Below are 17,657 nucleotides of genomic sequence, written 5' to 3'. Positions count from 1 at the left end.
CGCCGAACTCAGGCGGACCGTTGCAGCGCCGCCGGTCGCACACCGCTGCACCAGGCCCGCGCGGCGGCGCCAAAGGCCTCAAACAGCGGTCGCGACACCGGGTCTTCGCCGGCGCGATACTCAGGGTGCCACTGAACCGCGAGGGTAAAGCCGGGGGCGTCCTTCACATGGATCGCCTCTGGCGTTCCATCCGGGGCGTATCCTTCGATTTCGATCCGCGCGCCGGGGGTCTTGATCCCCTGACCATGCAACGTGTTGGTCATCACTTCGGTTGCCCCCAGAAGCCGGTGAAAGACCCCGCCTTCGGTCAGCGTCACGGGGTGGCGCAGGGCAAATTTTTCCTCGATGGAGCCATCGGGTGGCATCCGGTGGTTCATCCGTCCGGGCAGGTCGCGGATTTCCGGGTAGAGCGTGCCGCCCATGGCCACGTTGACTTCCTGAAAGCCGCGGCAGATCCCCAGAAACGGTTGGCCGCGTTCGACACAGGCCCGCACCAGAGGCAAGGTTATGGCATCGCGGGCACGATCAAAATCGCCATGCGCCGCAGTTGGGTCTTCGCCGTATTCTTCGGGATGTACGTTCGGACGTCCCCCGGTCAGCAAGAACCCATCAAAGCATTCCAGCAGTTCCTCGACCGAGAAAAACCGCGGGTCGGTCGGGATGAGCAGCGGCAGACAGCCGCAGACATGCGCCACCGCTTCGGAATTCATCGTCCCGCCCGCATGGGTCGGATATTGATCGTTGATCAGGTAGGAATTGCCGATAATGCCGACTTTGGGGCGCACGAGAGAGGACTCCACAACAGGGTGAAAACGAAAATTGGATCTCACCACACATTATGTTGATGGCAAAATTGCGCGCAATTCCCAGCATTGGCGCAAGCACCTGTTCGCCTGCGCACAACCAAAGTTCCGAATAATCTGCTGTTTTTTCAGGCAGGATCGGCCGCGGGCCCAATGTCGACTGTGCCCGTCATGGCACCGTCGACACTGGACCACAGATCAAATCGACCGTCAGATCTCTGCCGTCAGCCCGGCAGCGGAAATCCCTGCCTGCGCCGCCATGGCGTCTTTCTCCGAGGTGTCTCCGGTGACGCCGACCGCGCCGACCACGGCACCGCTGCCGTCACGCACCAGAACGCCGCCCGGGACCGGAACAACTTGGCCGCCAAAGGCCCCGTTCACCGCTGCCATGAAATAGGCCTGCTGCTCGGCCCGTTCCATCTGCGCGGTTCCAGCCATGCCCAGCATCACGGCGCCGTACGCCTTGCCCTGTGCAATTGCGAACCGCCCGGGCGAGGCGCCATCCTCGCGCTCGAAGGCCAGCACATGCCCGCCCGCATCGAGCACCACGACAGACAACGGTTTGAGGCTCATTTCCCGGCCCTTGGCACGGGCAATTTCGATGATGGTACGGGCGTGATCGAGGGTCAGTGTCATAGGGTCCACTCTTTAGTTTTCATTTCAAACGGGCCGAGGTCTCCCCCGGCCCCACTTCGACTTAGCCTTGTGCCTTCAACTCGAGACGACGGGCATGCAACACCGGCTCGGTATAGCCGGAAGGTTGGACGCGCCCCTTGAACACCAGATCACAGGCGGCCTGAAACGCAATTCCGTCAAACTCCGGAGCCATAGCGCGATAAGACGGGTCAGCGGCATTCTGGCCGTCGACAACCTGCGCCATTTTTTTCATCGCGGCCATCACCTGCGCCTCGGACACCACCTCGTGGTGCAGCCAGTTGGCCAGCGCCTGAGACGAAATCCGGCAGGTCGCGCGGTCTTCCATCAGGCCCACATCATTGATGTCCGGCACCTTGGAGCAGCCCACACCCTGGTCGACCCAGCGCACCACATACCCAAGAATGCCTTGGGCGTTGTTTTCGATCTCGCGGGCAATGTCCTCGTCCGACAGGTTCTGCCCGTCCATCACCGGGATGGTCAGCAGATCGTCCAGCGTGCCGCGCGGGCCGCCGGCCTTCAGCGCATCCTGACGCGCCAACACATCCACCTTGTGGTAATGCGTGGCATGCAGGGTCGCCGCCGTTGGCGATGGCACCCAGGCGCAGGTGGCGCCGGATTTCGGATGGCCGATCTTGGTCTCCAGCATCTCGCCCATGCGGTCCGGCATTGCCCACATGCCCTTGCCGATCTGGGCGCGCCCCTTAAGACCACAGGCCAGACCGATATCGACATTGCGATCCTCGTAGGAGGCGATCCAGGGCGTGCCCTTCATCTCCCCCTTGCGCAGCATCGGGCCGGCCTCCATCGCGGTGTGGATTTCGTCACCGGTGCGATCAAGGAACCCAGTGTTGATGAAAGCGACGCGCGATTTCGCGGCGCGGATGCATTCCTTGAGGTTCACCGAGGTGCGGCGTTCCTCATCCATGATACCAATCTTGACCGTATTGCGCGGCAGGCCCAGCGCATCCTCGACATGATCGAAGATCTTCACCGCAAAGGCGACCTCATCAGGGCCGTGCATCTTCGGCTTCACCACATAGACCGATCCATGCAGCGAATTGCCGCCCTCGGATTGCAGATCATGCATCGCGATCAGCACGGTGATCATCGCATCCAGCAGCCCTTCGCCCGCCTCGCGCCCGGCGCTGTCCAGAACGGCCGGGTTGGTCATCAGATGGCCCACATTGCGGATCAACAGAAGCGAGCGCCCCTTGAGCGATGCGGCCTCGCCTGCGGGCGTGGTGAAATCGACGTCGCCGTTCAGCACGCGGGTAAAGCTCTTGCCGCCCTTGGTGACCTCCTCGGCCAGGTCACGCTTCATCAGGCCCAGCCAGTTTGAATAGGCTGTGACTTTGTCCGCGGCATCGACACAGGCAACCGAGTCTTCGCAATCCATGATGGTGGACAGCGCCGACTCCAGCGTGATGTCATTGATGCCCGCTGTATCGGTGCTGCCGATGGCGCCCGCGCGGTCGATTTCCAGAACCACATGCAGGCCGTTGTTCTTCAAAATCACCCGTGTGGGGGCCGCCGCATCACCGACATAGCCTGCAAATTGGTCAACCTTTGCCAGCGTCGGGCGCAGATTTCCGGCCTCAACCGCGAGCGATTCGACCCCGCTCCAGGATCCGGTTGCCAGTGGGAAGACCTCGTCGAGGAACGCTCGGCCCCAGGAAATCACCCGCGCGCCGCGCGCCGCGTCATAGCCTTTGCCGCTCGGCAGGTCGCCCATCGCGTCGGTGCCATAAAGCGCATCATACAGGCTGCCCCAGCGGGCATTGGCGGCGTTCAGTGCAAAGCGGGCGTTGGTGATCGGCACCACCAGCTGCGGTCCGGGCAGGTTTGCGATCTCAGGGTCGACGCCCGCCGTTTCGATCTGAAAGTCGCCATTTTCAGGCACCAGATAGCCGATCTCCTGCAGGAACGCCTTATAGGCCGCCGCATCATGGGGCTGCCCGCGCCGTTCCTGATGCCAGGCGTCGATCTGTGCCTGGATCGTTTCTCGTTTGCGCAAAAGGGCGCGATTTTCATCGCCCATGCCATTCACCAGCCCGGCAAGACCGGCCCAAAAACGATCCGCGTTGACACCCGTCCCCGGCAAGGCTTTGGTTTCAATGAAATCGGCCAGTTCGGATGCGACCTGCATCCCCTCAATCTCGCGCATTGTGCACCTCCAGAACAACGTGGGCTTTGCGGAGTGGATACAACAAAAGTTTCCTATCGGCAACAAGACTGGTCAAATGACTTTACCAATTTGAACAGAGGCGCTTCAAATTTTTCAAGTCAATCGCTGTGATCTTCTGGCTTCAGGCGCAGATCATGGGCGGCCTTGTCCCACCACATTCAGTTGGACATACGCGCGATCGCGGCCTGCACGTCTGCTGCGCTGGGGGGCAGCGCGACGGTTGTCGCCGCATCCCCGCCCCTGCCGCCAATCAACAGTATCAGGGACAGCAGGAACAAAGCGAGGCCCGCGCCCGCCGCCCAGACAAATTGCGGCCGGGAGGCGTGCTGGACCAGTTGCTCAACATCGACCGGGACATCCAAAAACTTCATGTCATTTCTCCTGTTTGTGCCGCAGCCCCGCACCGGGCAACGGCGCGATCATCCGTTTATGCAGACCAAGGGCGCCCGAAAGACGCAATCAGTCGCCAGCCCCCACGCCGCCCTCGATGCCATCGGCCAAGGGCGCTTCAAGACTGACTGCGGGCCTGTCCTCATCAATCAACTCATCCGCGAACCCAAACAGCGCCAGTCCCAGCACCGCCAGCCCCAGGATGGCCACGGCCCAGTACAATCCACGTTTGCGTTGACGCACCTCTCTCCGGGTGGTCATCGGTGTATCAGCCTCGGACATGGTCCGCTCCTTTCGAAACAGGGGAACGAAGGGCGCTTGCCCCACTGCTCCCGGTTGCATACGTCTATGAGGTATACGCACGCGCCCCGGCGCAGGTTCCAAGAAATCTCGAAGGATGCTCTTATGAAGGACGCCGCCCCCGCTTCTCAGCCCGAGACATTTTACCTCAAGGACTACACGCCGTTTGGTTTTGACGTGGCGCAGGTAGAGCTGACCTTCCGGCTCGCACCGGAGGCGACGCGGGTTCTGTCCAGGATCACATTTGTGCCCAAACCCGACGCCGCGGACCGCCGGTTCTTCCTGCACGGCGAACAGCTCTCGCTGATCTCGGCCCGGATCGACGGTGCCCCTGTCACGCCCGAGGTCACCGACACTGGCCTGACCTGTGCGGTGCCGGACCAGCGTTTCGTCTGGGAATCCGAGGTCGAAATCAACCCGCGGGCCAATACCGCGCTCGAGGGGCTTTATATGTCCAACGGCATGTATTGCACCCAATGCGAGGCCGAGGGCTTTCGCAAGATCACCTATTATCCCGACCGCCCGGATGTCATGAGTGTTTTCAGCGTCCGCATCGAGGGCGACGAAAAGGTCCTGCTGTCCAACGGCAACCCGGTTGATGCGGGCGCGGGCTTTGCCGAATGGCACGATCCCTGGCCGAAACCGGCGTACCTCTTCGCCCTCGTAGCGGGCGACCTGGTGAACCACTCCGACCGGATGACAACCCAATCCGGCAAGGATGTCCTGCTCAACATCTGGGTGCGCCCGGGCGATGAGGGCAAATGCGATTTCGGCATGGAGGCGCTCAAGAAATCAATGCGCTGGGACGAACAGGTCTATGGCCGAGAATATGACCTGGATGTGTTCAATATCGTCGCCGTCGATGACTTCAACATGGGCGCGATGGAGAACAAGGGCTTGAACATTTTCAACTCTTCCTGCGTCCTCGCAAGCCCCGAAACCTCAACCGATTCCAATTTTGAGAGAATTGAGGCGATTATCGCCCATGAGTATTTTCACAACTGGACCGGCAACCGGATCACCTGTCGCGACTGGTTCCAGCTCTGCCTGAAAGAGGGTCTGACCGTCTATCGTGACGCCCAGTTTACCGCCGACATGCGCTCTGCCCCGGTGAAACGGATCGAGGACGCGATTGATTTGCGCGCCCGTCAGTTCCCCGAGGACAACGGCCCCCTCGCTCATCCGGTCCGCCCCGAGGCGTTCCAGGAGATCAACAACTTCTACACCGCCACCGTCTATGAAAAAGGCGCCGAGGTGATCGGCATGCTGAAACGGCTGGTCGGGGACGCGGCCTACTACAAGGCGCTTGATCTCTACTTTGATCGCCACGACGGCCAGGCCTGCACCATCGAGGATTGGCTGACGGTCTTTGAGGACTCCACCGGGCGCGATCTGACCCAGTTCAAAAATTGGTACAGTCAGGCAGGCACCCCGCGCCTCAAGGTCGAGGAGCAATTCGAAAACGGCACCTATACGCTGACCTTCCGTCAGACCACACCGCCCACCCCGGGCCAGCCGGACAAGGACCCAAAACTCATTCCCATTGCCGTTGGCTTGCTGTCGCCCGATGGCACAGAAGTCGTGCCCACCACGGTGCTGGAAATGACCCAAGCCGAACAGAGCTTTGTCTTCGAGGGGCTGAGCGGTAAACCGATCCCCTCGATCCTGCGCGATTTCTCCGCGCCCGTGATCCTGCAACGGGACACCTCGACACAGGAACGCGCGTTCCTGCTGGCCCATGACACCGATCCGTTCAACCGATGGGACGCCGGGCGCGAATTGGCCAAGTCGGCCCGGATCGCCATGGTCAGGGACGGCGCCAGCCCGGATCGCGACTACCTCGATGCGCTGAGCCTGCTGGTGCGCGACGACACCCTCGACCCCGCCTTTCGCGCGTTGGTTCTGGCACCGCCAAGCGAGAGCGAGATCGCCCAGGCGCTGGCAGATCAGGGCGTATCCCCGGACCCGGAGGCGATCCACGATGCCGCCGAGACCTTTGCCCAGACCCTTGCACAAACCCTGTCGGACAGCCTGCCCCGGCTCTTTGCTGCCACTCTGGTGGATGGCCCCTATCAACCCGATGCCAAAAGCACCGGCCTCAGGGCGCTCAACAGTCGCATTCTCAGCCTTCTGACGCGTATCGACGGTGGCGAGGCCGCAGCCCAGCAATTCGAACAGGCCGACAACATGACCGTGCAAAGCACCGCGTTGGCCTGTCTGCTGACGGCCGAAAAAGGCGAGACGCAAAGCCGCGCCTTCTTCGAGCAGTGGCAGCACGACCGTCTGGTGATGGACAAATGGTTCGCGCTGAAGGTCGCCACCGCACGTCCCGACCGCGCGCCTGCGGTGGCGCAAGAGCTGACCGGGCATCCGCTGTTCACCATGACCAACCCCAACCGGTTCCGCGCTGTCCTGGGCGCCCTGTCGATGAACCACGCGGGCTTTCACCAGGCGGACGGCAGCGGCTACCGGCTGCTGGCCGACCAGTTGATCGCCCTGGATGCGCTGAACCCGCAGACCACGGCCCGCATGTGCACCTCCTTTCAGACCTGGAAACGCTATGACGATGCACGGCAAGATCTGATCCGGTCGGAATTGTCGCGGATCAAGGCCACCGCTGGTCTGAGCCGGGACACCAACGAGATGGTCAGCCGCATCCTCGATGCCTGATCCGGCGCCAACGCGCCCGCCTGCCCACGCGTTCCGGTATCACCGGGACGCGCGCACAAGGGGCGCACTGATCGGGCTTGCCCTCTGGCTCCTCGCGCTGGTGGCCCTCTGGGCGATATTTCACGCCCGGGGCTGGACCTTGGTTATTCTGGCATTGCCGACACTGCCCGCCCTGTGGGAGCTGTGGCGCAATCCCGTCGCCTGGCTTGTGATCGACGACCACAGCCTGCGCTGGCAGTGCCCACGCAGCACGGCGGAGTTTGCCGTGCCGGAAATCGACCATGTGCTGCTGGTCACACGCTGGGATTTTTCGATCCGGGCGACGGTGCACAGTCGCCTTGGCACCCACCATCGCATCCCGCCGCATGTCACCCCCAAGGCCGCCGCACTCGAATCTGCGCTGCGCTCGCATGGCATCCCGGTGAAAACACAGCATTTTACTGTTCTCTAAGCGGGTCCAATCCCGCCCGCCTGTCCCGCATTTACATGCCACTTCGGCACAATGCCGCGCTCTTGCCCCCTTTGGCAGCCCAACAGCCGCAATTGAACCGTCAATCTCCCCCCGCGCGCCATGTTTGCGCCCGAAACCTTGCCGACAGTTGTCGGACTGCGACACAAGACTGGGGCTTCCTGATGCCAATTCATGCACTCTCGGCAAAAACCGGACTGAAAAAGGCACTGCGCCAGCTATCGGACCGGGTGCCCCCGCTGCGCACGGCCGGTGGTCTGTCCTTGCCGCTGAGCCTTTCGCGATCGCTGCCCGCCTCCCTGCCGCTGTCACTGCCGGCGCTGCGACGGCAAACCGGGGCGCCCCTGCCGGACCCGGATGCCCCGCTGCAGATCAAGGATGTGCTGTCGATCCCCGTTGTCGAGACCAACGCCGAGGACGCCGCCTCGGACAAAGCCATCGCAGAAGGACAGTATCTGGCCCGCCAGGACCGCTGGGACGAGGTCGAGCACCGGATCACAGCCGCCGATGCAGCAGGCGATGCAACGCCCGGCGGAGCGCCTATCGCAGATCTGATCGCCTATGGCGCACGCGCGGATGTGATCAATGCCCTGGACCACGCCCTGTCGGCCGGTGTTGCCCTATCCGACAAGGTCACGCTTGACGGCATCATGTCGCTGGAACGGGTTCGGCTGGACTGTGCGCGCTCCCCGGTACTGTCCACGGTTGTTGCCCTGGCGCATCTGGATATCTCCTGGGCCTTCCAGCGCAGCAGCGCCCGCCCCCAGGAGCCCCAAACCGCCAACCTGCAGGCACGCGCAACCGCCCACCACAGCCGCGCACGGGCGCTTTTGTCCCAGATCCCCGTGGATGGTGCGAAACATCGGTTTCAACAAGCCGCCCAATGCGCCCTTTACAGCGGTGGTCGCACCGCCGAGGTCCGCGGGATTGCGGATGAATATTTCGACCTGATCCGGCTCGATCCTGCCAACCCGCGCCACCTGCGGGCGCTTGGCACCCATCTGGCCGAGCAGGGCGCCGAAGGGCTGGCCGCGCTGGAGCTGGAAGCCCGCCGCGCCGCGGTCCTGACCACGGATCATTGGGGCGAGGCCGGTTACACTTGGGTCTATTTTGACGTGCTGGCACGGTCTGATGCGGCCTGCGCCCTGGTGGACCCGCAATTCTTCGTCGATGGTTTTGTCGATATTGTCGAGCGCGCGCCCAATCAGGACCGGATCAATCTGCTCTCGGCCTATTGCTGCATCTCCTTGCGCAGCGCCCCGCACGCCACCCCAGAGGCAAACCGGTTGCGCCAGGACATCGCAGAGGCCGCAGACTGGCTCATCCGCAAGCATCTGCGCGAGGTGCAACCGATGATCTGGGCCCATGCTGCGGCCGGTTTTGACAACGACGCCCAGGTGGCCTCTCTTCGCCAATTCGCCGAACGTGGCAAAGACGCCGCGTTTCAGGCCATTGCAAAACTGTTCCGAACCGAAATCGAGGCCGGTCAGCGCGTGGTCTTCACCGAAACGGGCCCGGAGCTGTTCCCGGCCTGAGCGCCGCACGAGACGCAAAGTTTTTGCCACAGCGCGCGGCCAGGCCCTGACAAACCCAGACACCGCACACCAAAGAAGGGGACGATCACGTCCCCTTCTTCGCTCTGTCTTTTTCTCAATCGGTGGGTGGCCTTCGCTCTGCCAGCCCGTGCGACCTGACGCAAGGGCACGCCCTTTGGGGGGCTGCGCGCGCTTACTTTTTCTTGAAGGCATCCATCAGCGCCGCCCCCAGGGCACCGGTATCAGACCCGCCCGTCGTCTGCCGTTTCGGCGCTGCCGAGGCTTTGCCGCGCGGCGCATTGGCCCCCTTGGGCCGCGCGCCTTCACGCGGACCGCTGCGGGCATTGCGCTCTTCTTTGGCCGAAGCGCCGCCATCCTTTTTCATCGTCAGCCCGATCCGTTTGCGCGGCGCGTCGACCTCGACCACCGTGACCTTGACCACCTGACCCGTTTTCACCACCTCATGCGGATCCTTTACAAAGCGATCCGCCAATTGGCTGACATGGACCAGACCGTCCTGATGCACACCAATGTCCACAAAGGCGCCAAAGGCCGCGACATTGGTCACCGTGCCCTCAAGCACCATCCCCGGCTTCAGGTCCGAAATCTGCTCGACCCCCTCGGCAAAGGACGCGGTGACAAAACTGGGACGCGGATCACGGCCGGGTTTTTCCAGTTCGGCAAAAATATCGCGCACCGTCGGCAGGCCGACCTCCGCCTCGACGAAATCCTCGGCCCGCAGTGATTTCAGCGCCGTCGCATCGCCCATGATCTGGCGAATGTCACGCCCGCAGGAGGCCACGATTTTGCGCGCCACGCCATAGCTTTCCGGGTGCACAGCCGACGCATCCAGCGGTTCCTTGCCACCCTGGATGCGCAAAAAGCCCGCGCATTGCTCAAATGCCTTCGGTCCCAGCCGCGCCACTTTCAACAAGTCGCGGCGCGAGGCAAAGGCGCCATTCTGATCCCGGTGCGACACCACCGCCTCCGCCAGACCGGGCCCAAGCCCCGACACATGGCTGAGGAGCGGCGCGGAGGCCATGTTGAGGTCCACACCGACCGCGTTCACCACATCCTCGATCACCGCTTCCAGCGATTTCGAAAGTTTGTGCTGGTCGACGTCATGCTGATATTGCCCGACGCCGATGCTCTTGGGTTCGATCTTAACCAGTTCCGCCAACGGATCCTGCAGACGCCGCGCGATAGAGACCGCACCGCGCAAGGACACATCCAGATCGGGAAATTCCCGCGCCGCCAGCTCGGACGCCGAATAGACCGAGGCACCGGCTTCGGAGACGACAACCTTGGTCGGGGTCTTGATCTTGGCCGGCAGTCCCTTCAGCACCTCCGCCACCATCCGCTCTGTTTCGCGGCTGGCGGTGCCGTTGCCGATGGCAATCAGTTCCACCCCATGGGCCGCGATCAGCTTGGCGATGGCAACCTGCGCGCCGCGCAGATCGTTCTTCGGCTGAAACGGGTACAGGGTCTCGGTGGCCACCAGTTTCCCGGTGGCATCGACCACTGCCGCCTTGACGCCGGTGCGAATGCCCGGATCCAGCCCGAGGGTCGGTCGCGCACCGGCTGGCGCGGCAAAAAGCAGGTCCTTGAGGTTGCGGGCAAAAACGTTGATCGCATCTTCCTGCGCCCGGCCGCGCAGATCCGCCATCAGCTCCAGCATCATCGACAACGACAATTTCACCCGCCAGGTCCAGCCTGCGACCTTGCGCAGCCATTTGTCGCCACCACCCTGCCCGCGCACCTCCAGCACCGCCGCGACCATTTCCTCGGCGCGGGTCACACCCTCTTCGCCGGGAGGCGACACATCCAGCGTCAGGATGCCTTCGTTCGATCCGCGCAGCATCGCCAGGGCCCGGTGCGACGGCACCGATTTCCAGGCCTCTGAATGGGCGAAATAGTCAGAAAACTTCGCCCCTGCCTGTTCCTTGCCCTCCACGACCTTGGCCGTCAGCACCGCCTCGCTTTGCAGGTAATCCCGCAGCCGGCCCAGCAGGGTGGCGTTCTCGCACAACCGTTCCGTCAGGATGTCACGCGCGCCGTTCAGCGCCTCTTTAGTGCCGGGCACCGCCTCGCTCAGATACCCCCCGGCCAGTGCCTCGGGGTCGCAAGTGCGATCCGCCAGAATCGCCTCCAGCAGTGGCTCCAACCCGTTTTCGCGGGCGATCATCGCCTTGGTCCGGCGCTTGGGTTTGAACGGCAGATAGATATCTTCCAGCTGCGCCTTGGTCTCCGCCTGGGCGATGGAGCGGGCCAAATCATCGGTCAGCATGTCCTGCGACCGGATTGATTCGACGATCGCCACCCGGCGTTTTTCCATCTCCCGCAGGTAGTCCAGCCGGTCCGCCAGGGTGCGCAGCTGGGTGTCATCCAGCCCCCCGGTCGCCTCTTTGCGGTAGCGCGCCACAAAGGGCACCGTCGCGCCTTCATCCAGCAACGCCACGGCCGCACTCACTTGTTTGGCGCTGGCATTGATTTCACCTGCAATGGTCTGGGCAATGCGCATTTGGGTCTGGGGCGTGATGTCCAAGGAAAGGTCTCCTGTCAGAATTCCTCCGGCACCATCGCGCACCGGGACATCTGTCATACCGGGGCCTGCGACGCCCGCCAAGAGGGCATCGCGTCGCCGGCATCCCTCCGCGACACCCGGCAAACCCCATTGCCCCCTTGCTCCTGTGCCCGCAGCCGCCTAGAACGCCTTCTAACACATGGATCAACCGCAAGAAGGGCCGCCTGATGCTCGACCTGACATATGAACTCCCCAAGCCCAAGGTGATCGCGGGCGCCAAGCATGACTGGGAACTGGTCATCGGCATGGAGGTGCATGCCCAGGTCAGCTCCAATGCCAAGCTGTTCTCTGGCGCCTCGACCCAATTCGGCGCCGAGCCAAACTCCAACGTCGCCTTCGTGGACGCGGCCATGCCCGGCATGCTGCCCGTGATCAACGATTATTGCGTCGAACAAGCGGTGCGCACCGGGCTCGGCCTCAAGGCCGAAATTCACCTAAAATCGGCCTTCGACCGCAAGAACTACTTCTACCCCGATCAGCCTGCGGGCTATCAGATCAGTCAGTTGTATCATCCCATCGTCGGCGAAGGCGAAGTGCTGGTGGAACTGGGCGACGGCACCGCGCGGCCAGTGCGCGTCGAACGCATCCATATGGAACAGGACGCAGGCAAGTCCATTCACGACATGGATCCCGAAATGTCCTTTGTCGATCTCAACCGCGCCGGCGTCTGCCTAATGGAGATCGTCTCGCGGCCCGACATCCGCAGCCCCGAAGAAGCCGCCGCCTATATCCTCAAACTGCGCCAGATCATGCGCTATCTCGGCACCTGTGACGGCGACATGCAAAACGGCAACCTGCGCGCCGATGTCAACGTATCGGTCTGCCGCCCCGGCGCCTACGAACGCTATCGCGAGACCGGCGACTTTGGCCATCTGGGCACGCGCTGCGAAATCAAGAACATGAACTCCACCCGCTTTATCCAGCAGGCCATCGAGGTCGAGGCGCGTCGCCAGATCGCCATTCTCGAGGCCGGCGGCGAAGTGGATCAGGAAACCCGCGGCTTTGACCCGGTCAAGGGCGAGACCCGCACCCAGAGGTCCAAGGAAGAGGCGCATGACTACCGCTACTTCCCCGACCCTGACCTGCTGCCGCTGGAGATCGAACAGGCCTGGGTGGACGACATCAAGGCCAACCTGCCCGAGCTGCCTGACGACAAAAAGGCGCGCTTCATCAAGGATTTCGGCCTGACCGACTATGACGCCTCCGTGCTGACCGCCGATGTCGAAAGCGCCAATTACTTTGACGCCGTGGCCGAGGGCCGCAATGGCAAGCTGGCGGCAAACTGGGTCATCAATGAACTTTTCGGTCGCCTGAAAAAAGACGAATGCGACATCTCCGACAGCCCGGTCACCCCGGCGCAACTCGGCGGCGTGATCGACCTGATCGCCTCCGACGCCATCTCCGGCAAGATCGCCAAGGATCTTTTTGAGATCGTCTATACCGAGGGCGGCGACCCGGCGCAGATCGTCGAAGCGCGCGGCATGAAGCAGATGACAGACACCGGCGCCATCGAGGCCGCGCTGGACGAAATCATCGCCGCCAACCCGGCCCAGGTGGAAAAGGCGAAACAGAACCCGAAACTCGCGGGCTGGTTCGTCGGTCAGGTGATGAAAGCCACCGGCGGCAAGGCCAATCCCAAGGCTGTGAACGAGCTGGTGGCCGCGAAACTGGGCTGAGGCTCGGAACAGATGTCTCGGGGTAGATGTCTCGGAGTAGATAAATTGAAAGAGGGCGGCCGATTGGGCCGCCTTTTTCGTCACACGAGACGGTGCGATTCTTGTATTCTGTCGGCGGTTGCACACGTAGCAGGATCGCCTCCAACCGCGCCACCCCGACCGCGCCCCGCTCCGACCCGAACGGTCTTCCCCCATCAGATCTCTACGGCTGGCAAGGGCGCTTGACCTCCCCGCCCCGCTCCGCGATGTTGCCGCCAACAGCAGGAGCCCTCCCATGTCGACCGACTTCAACGCCGCCCTCGAAACCCGCCTCACCCGCTATGCCGCCATCGACAGCCAGAGCGATGAAACCTCGCCCACCGCGCCCAGCACCCAGATCCAGTTCGACATGCTCAACCTCTTGCGCGACGAATTGACTGCGATCGGCGCGCAGGAGGTGCAGCTGACCGATTACGGCGTCGTGCTGGCGACCATTCCCGGCACCGTACAAGCCCCCACCGTGGGCTTTCTCGCCCATGTGGATACCGCCCCGCAGTTCAACGCCACCGGTGTCAAACCCCGCGTCATCAAGGGCTACAACGGCGGCGACATCACCTTTCCCGATGATCCCGATCTGGTGCTCTCGCCCGATGATCACCCCTATCTGGCAGAAAAGATCGGCCACGATCTGATCACCGCCTCCGGCACAACGCTGCTGGGCGCCGATGACAAGGCGGGCGTTGCGATCCTCATGACCATGGCCGAGCACCTGCTGCAAAACCCCGACGCCCCCCGGCCGCCAATCCGCATCGCCTTCACCCCGGACGAGGAAATCGGCCGGGGCGTGCAACCACAGCTGGAACAGGACCTTGGCGCGGATTTCGCCTACACATTGGATGGCGGCAAAGTCGGCGAGATCGAATACGAGAGCTTCTCCGCCGACCGCGCCATCGTCAGGATCACCGGCGTGTCGATCCATCCCGGCTTTGCCAAGGGCAGGATGGTCAACGCGATCCATCTGGCGTCGAAAATCATCCAGATCTTGCCGCAGGCGACGATGACACCGGAAACCACCGACGGACGCGACGGCTTCATCCACGCCACGGACATGCAGGGTGGCTCCTCCGAAATGGAGATCCGCTTCATCCTGCGCGATTTCGAACGGGTCGGGCTGGAGGCCAAGGGCACCCTGCTGCGCGCAGTCTGCGCCGCCGTCGCCGCCACCGAACCCCGGGCCGAAATCACCTGCGAGATCTCCCACCAATATCGCAATATGCGCTACTGGCTGGAAACCGACATGACCCCGGTCGATCTCGCGCGTGACGCCTGCCGCGACCTTGGGGTGACGCCGGTCTCAGTCCCGATCCGGGGCGGCACCGATGGCTCCCGCCTGACCGAATTCGGCACCCCGACGCCGAATATCTTTACCGGCATGCAATGCATCCATGGCCCCTTGGAGTGGATCTCGGTTCAGGATATGTCGCTGGCGACGCAGATGTGTCTGAGGCTGGCCGCCCGTGCGGCCGCAACGCCAAAGTGATATCTGTCCCTGGTCTCATTTCTCTCTGTCCCGCACATCTGCTAGACTGCAGGCGTGGGCCGCATAGGAACAACTGATGCAGAACTACGAATACAAGGTCATGCCCGCCCCCAGCCGCGGCAAAAAGGCCCGCGGCGTCAAGACGCCCGAGGCGCGCTTTGCCAATGGGATCGAAGGGGTGCTGAACGAAATGGCCGCCGAGGGCTGGGAATTTCAGCGCGCTGAAATGCTGCCCGCCGAGGAACGCGCCGGGCTGACCGGCACCAAAACGACCTGGCGCAACCTCCTGGTGTTCCGCCGCTTGGTTGCCGCGCCGACGGATGCCGACATCGGCCAGACAGCGCCAACGCCAGACGCCACGGCCAGTGCCGCGCAGGCCACAGACACGCCGGTCGCGGCCGTGGCCACCGATTTCAAACCCGCGCCCGAGGCGGAACTGATCGCCGCCTCGACCTTTGTCGCGGCCCCCAGCACCCGGCCCGCAACCGGCCCCGCGCCCCTGACCGCTACCGCCGGCGACCCGGACGCACCGCCCGAAGCGATCCCCGTGCCCGGGCCCGGCGCCCGGCGGATGGTCGCCGACGATGGGGTCGAGGAACTCAGCCCGGTCTCCGGCCTGACCGCCGCGCTCAAGGCGCGGGCCAGCCGAGGCAAGCCACAGGACTGATCCTGACGACACGCGGCACCAGCACACGAGCCACGGCGCCCCGGCGGACCCGTAGGAGGGGGCCCCGGGGCCCGTTCACTGGCCCCCTCACGGGGGCAACACGGGGCAAACATTGGGCCAACACGGCGCCAATGCGCAAAACTCAGGTACCAATATCCAAAGCCAGGGCATGAATGCGTGGCACAATATCGCCCAATGCCTTGTGAACGGCGCGATGTTGCGCCACCCGGCTCTGCCCGGCAAAGGCCTTCGCCCGGATCAATACATTGAAATGGCTCTCCCCCTGCCCGTCATGGCCTGCATGGCCCAGATGGCTGTCGCTGTCGTCAACGACCTCCAGACGGCTGGGTTGGAACGCCTCCCGAAGGGTCGTTTCGATCTCTGCTCTCACGCTCATAATAGCATCACTCCGCCTGTTGTTCATAAAACTGTGCTCGCCCCCCTTTTATCTCGCGACCGTTAGACTATCCTGCTGCCTCCGAGTCGAACAGATGCGTCTAGAAGGTGCTCCCGAATGACCAAATCCGATCCCTTTGGATTCGATATGTCGATCCGCTCCGCGAAAAAGAAGAATCCGCGGGGGCGGCGCAGCATGTCCGGTGCCTCCGAAACCTCGGTGCGCCTCTGCGACCATGAGGGCTGTGAAGAGGCCGGCAAGTATCGCGCCCCCAAGGCCCCCGATGTGCTGGATGATTTTTTCTGGTTCTGTCAGCAGCACGTACGCGAGTACAATCAGAAGTGGAACTTCTTTGAAGGCACCACCGAGGCCGAAATCAATGCGCAGGCCTCCAAGGACAAGGTCTGGGAACGCCAGACCAAACCGCTGGGCGATCCCGAAGCCCGCGCCTGGGCCCGCCTCGGCATCGAGGATCCGCATCAGGTGCTTGGCGCCAATGCAACCAAGAACCCCGGCAAGAACGGTCAGGCCGCCGGCCGCCGCCTGCCGCCCACCGAACGCCGGGCGCTGGAAATTCTCGAAGCCAAGGATGATTGGTCCAAGGCCGACATCCGCAAGGCCTACAAAAAGCTCATCAAGGTTCTGCACCCCGACATGAACGGCGGCGATCGCAGCCAGGAAGAGCAACTGCAGGAAGTCATGTGGGCCTGGGATCAGGTCAAGGACAGCCGCAGCTTCAAATAACCCCCCGGCGCAGCCCTTCCGGGCAAGGATACATTTTTCTGCGGCGCCTCCGGCGTGCCGCAGAAACGACAGCCAGAACCCGCAGGTCGGACTGATCGGCGGCCCTCAGGCTAGATCGACAGGCCAGCCCGACGGGCACAACTGACAGGCCAGCCCGACGGGCCACACGAAAAGCCTGGTTCGACAGATGAGGGTCAACAGGCCAGGTTCAACAACCCAGGTTCGCCCCGCAACGCTGTCCCCCGCGCCCGCCTCCTGCATTTTTCCAGCCAAGCACGGAACAGACGCGGCTGTCACATTGCCCGGCACCGTTCCCATGCGCCCCATAGAACCTTTGCGCTGCATTCCTGTTACACAGACTTGGTAGGCGATGGGAACGCCCTGGCGGCGACGCCAGGAAGGCCCACCAGCTTGGAAAGTTATTCTGCTATGACCGACCTCCTCACGACCTTCCATGACATTGCATTGATCACCGCGCTGTTGGCAGCCCTTGCGCTGGCCGCGCACCTTGGATTGAGCCTCAGACGACCAGAGCTTGGTCTCTGGCCAGCGGCCGAGGGCTGGCGGCATCATCTCGCATTTGGCCTGTTTCGGATCTTCTGTGGCGCAACCGTGGTCTTTGCCCTGTCGGAAATCGGCGTCGCCGGCTGGGGCCACTGGAGCCGCTACGCCATCGGCGTGCCAGTGATGGTTGTCGCCTTCGGGATCACCCTCTGGGGCTATCGCTTTCTCGGGCTCGACAACACCTATTGCGACACCGGCGGGCTGATCACTGGCGGCATGTATGAATATTCGCGCAATCCGCAGTATGTCACCTCGGTGCTGGCCACAGTCGGTCTGGGCATCACCACCGGCTCCTGGGTCACGGTGGCACTGGCAGCGGTCCTGTTTGCGCTCTACTTCCTCTTCGTCCTGAACGAGGAACGCTGGCTGATGAAGGGCTACGGACAGGCCTTTGCCGATTACATGCGCTCCACCCCGCGCTTTGTCGACGAACGCAGCCTGCTGCGCCTGCGCGACTCCCTCTGAGGGGCACAGGCGCTCCAGTCATAGGTCCGCGC

Annotated in this window: 15 protein-coding genes; 8 read left to right on the top strand and 7 right to left on the bottom strand. The window is 63.1% G+C overall.

Features of this window, described 5'->3' with window-relative positions; genetic code table 11:
* Positions 1-8 precede the first annotated feature (8 nt).
* From TRIHO_RS06520 to TRIHO_RS06500, 5 genes are all read right to left on the bottom strand, one after another.
* A complete protein-coding gene (locus TRIHO_RS06520) occupies positions 9-785 on the bottom strand; it encodes a gamma-glutamyl-gamma-aminobutyrate hydrolase family protein (protein ID WP_068241571.1) in 777 nt (258 codons plus the stop codon).
* Between the two features lie 228 nt (positions 786-1,013).
* Positions 1,014-1,439, bottom strand: coding sequence for a GlcG/HbpS family heme-binding protein (locus TRIHO_RS06515; RefSeq protein WP_068241436.1), 426 nt, complete (start codon positions 1,437-1,439; stop codon positions 1,014-1,016).
* A 61-nt stretch (positions 1,440-1,500) separates the two neighbouring features.
* A complete protein-coding gene (locus tag TRIHO_RS06510; RefSeq protein ID WP_068241435.1) occupies positions 1,501-3,624 on the bottom strand; it encodes a malate synthase G in 2,124 nt (707 codons plus the stop codon).
* A gap of 179 nt (positions 3,625-3,803) precedes the next feature.
* The gene (locus tag TRIHO_RS06505; RefSeq protein WP_068241433.1) at positions 3,804-4,016 is read right to left on the bottom strand and encodes a hypothetical protein; all 213 of its coding nucleotides are present in this window, start codon (positions 4,014-4,016) and stop codon (positions 3,804-3,806) included.
* An 88-nt stretch (positions 4,017-4,104) separates the two neighbouring features.
* The gene (locus TRIHO_RS06500) at positions 4,105-4,317 is read right to left on the bottom strand and encodes a hypothetical protein (protein WP_068241431.1); all 213 of its coding nucleotides are present in this window, start codon (positions 4,315-4,317) and stop codon (positions 4,105-4,107) included.
* 123 nt (positions 4,318-4,440) lie between these two features.
* Between TRIHO_RS06500 and pepN the strand changes: the two genes are divergently transcribed.
* The 3 genes from pepN (at position 4,441) to TRIHO_RS06485 (ending at position 9,009) form a co-directional block, all read left to right on the top strand.
* Positions 4,441-7,005, top strand: a complete 2,565-nt coding sequence (gene pepN, locus TRIHO_RS06495; protein ID WP_068241429.1) for an aminopeptidase N — start codon at positions 4,441-4,443, stop codon at positions 7,003-7,005.
* Positions 6,998-7,456, top strand: a complete 459-nt coding sequence (locus TRIHO_RS06490; RefSeq protein ID WP_068241427.1) for a hypothetical protein — start codon at positions 6,998-7,000, stop codon at positions 7,454-7,456. The genes pepN and TRIHO_RS06490 overlap by 8 nt, the downstream gene beginning before the upstream one ends.
* A gap of 182 nt (positions 7,457-7,638) precedes the next feature.
* Positions 7,639-9,009 (top strand): hypothetical protein, encoded by a 1,371-nt coding sequence (locus TRIHO_RS06485; RefSeq protein ID WP_068241424.1) that lies wholly within the window; start codon positions 7,639-7,641, stop codon positions 9,007-9,009.
* A 193-nt stretch (positions 9,010-9,202) separates the two neighbouring features.
* Here TRIHO_RS06485 and TRIHO_RS06480 read toward each other — a convergent pair whose 3' ends face one another.
* Positions 9,203-11,530: a Tex family protein gene (locus TRIHO_RS06480; RefSeq protein WP_068241569.1), complete on the bottom strand. Its 2,328-nt coding sequence runs from the start codon at positions 11,528-11,530 to the stop codon at positions 9,203-9,205.
* Positions 11,531-11,760: 230 nt separating this feature from the next.
* Here TRIHO_RS06480 and gatB point away from each other — a divergent pair, with 230 nt between their 5' ends.
* The 3 genes from gatB to TRIHO_RS06465 all read left to right on the top strand — a co-directional run bounded on the left by gatB (position 11,761) and on the right by TRIHO_RS06465 (position 15,455).
* Positions 11,761-13,269, top strand: a complete 1,509-nt coding sequence (gene gatB, locus TRIHO_RS06475; protein WP_068241423.1) for an Asp-tRNA(Asn)/Glu-tRNA(Gln) amidotransferase subunit GatB — start codon at positions 11,761-11,763, stop codon at positions 13,267-13,269.
* 274 nt (positions 13,270-13,543) lie between these two features.
* The gene (gene pepT, locus TRIHO_RS06470) at positions 13,544-14,788 is read left to right on the top strand and encodes a peptidase T (protein ID WP_068241420.1); all 1,245 of its coding nucleotides are present in this window, start codon (positions 13,544-13,546) and stop codon (positions 14,786-14,788) included.
* A gap of 76 nt (positions 14,789-14,864) precedes the next feature.
* Positions 14,865-15,455 carry a DUF4177 domain-containing protein gene (locus TRIHO_RS06465; protein WP_068241418.1) on the top strand — a complete coding sequence of 197 codons (591 nt, stop codon included), beginning with the start codon at positions 14,865-14,867 and terminating at the stop codon, positions 15,453-15,455.
* Positions 15,456-15,597: 142 nt separating this feature from the next.
* Here TRIHO_RS06465 and TRIHO_RS06460 read toward each other — a convergent pair whose 3' ends face one another.
* Positions 15,598-15,852: a BolA family protein gene (locus tag TRIHO_RS06460; RefSeq protein ID WP_068241416.1), complete on the bottom strand. Its 255-nt coding sequence runs from the start codon at positions 15,850-15,852 to the stop codon at positions 15,598-15,600.
* 117 nt (positions 15,853-15,969) lie between these two features.
* Here TRIHO_RS06460 and TRIHO_RS06455 point away from each other — a divergent pair, with 117 nt between their 5' ends.
* Both TRIHO_RS06455 and TRIHO_RS06450 read left to right on the top strand, forming a co-directional pair.
* Complete coding sequence (locus TRIHO_RS06455; protein WP_068241415.1) at positions 15,970-16,596, top strand: DnaJ domain-containing protein; 627 nt, start codon at positions 15,970-15,972, stop codon at positions 16,594-16,596.
* Positions 16,597-17,025: 429 nt separating this feature from the next.
* The gene (locus tag TRIHO_RS06450) at positions 17,026-17,625 is read left to right on the top strand and encodes a methyltransferase family protein (RefSeq protein WP_068241413.1); all 600 of its coding nucleotides are present in this window, start codon (positions 17,026-17,028) and stop codon (positions 17,623-17,625) included.
* Positions 17,626-17,657: the final 32 nt, after the last annotated feature.

The organism is Tritonibacter horizontis (genome assembly GCF_001518015.1).
GTDB lineage: Bacteria > Pseudomonadota > Alphaproteobacteria > Rhodobacterales > Rhodobacteraceae > Epibacterium > Epibacterium horizontis.
This window is presented reverse-complemented; position numbering and strand designations above follow the sequence as displayed.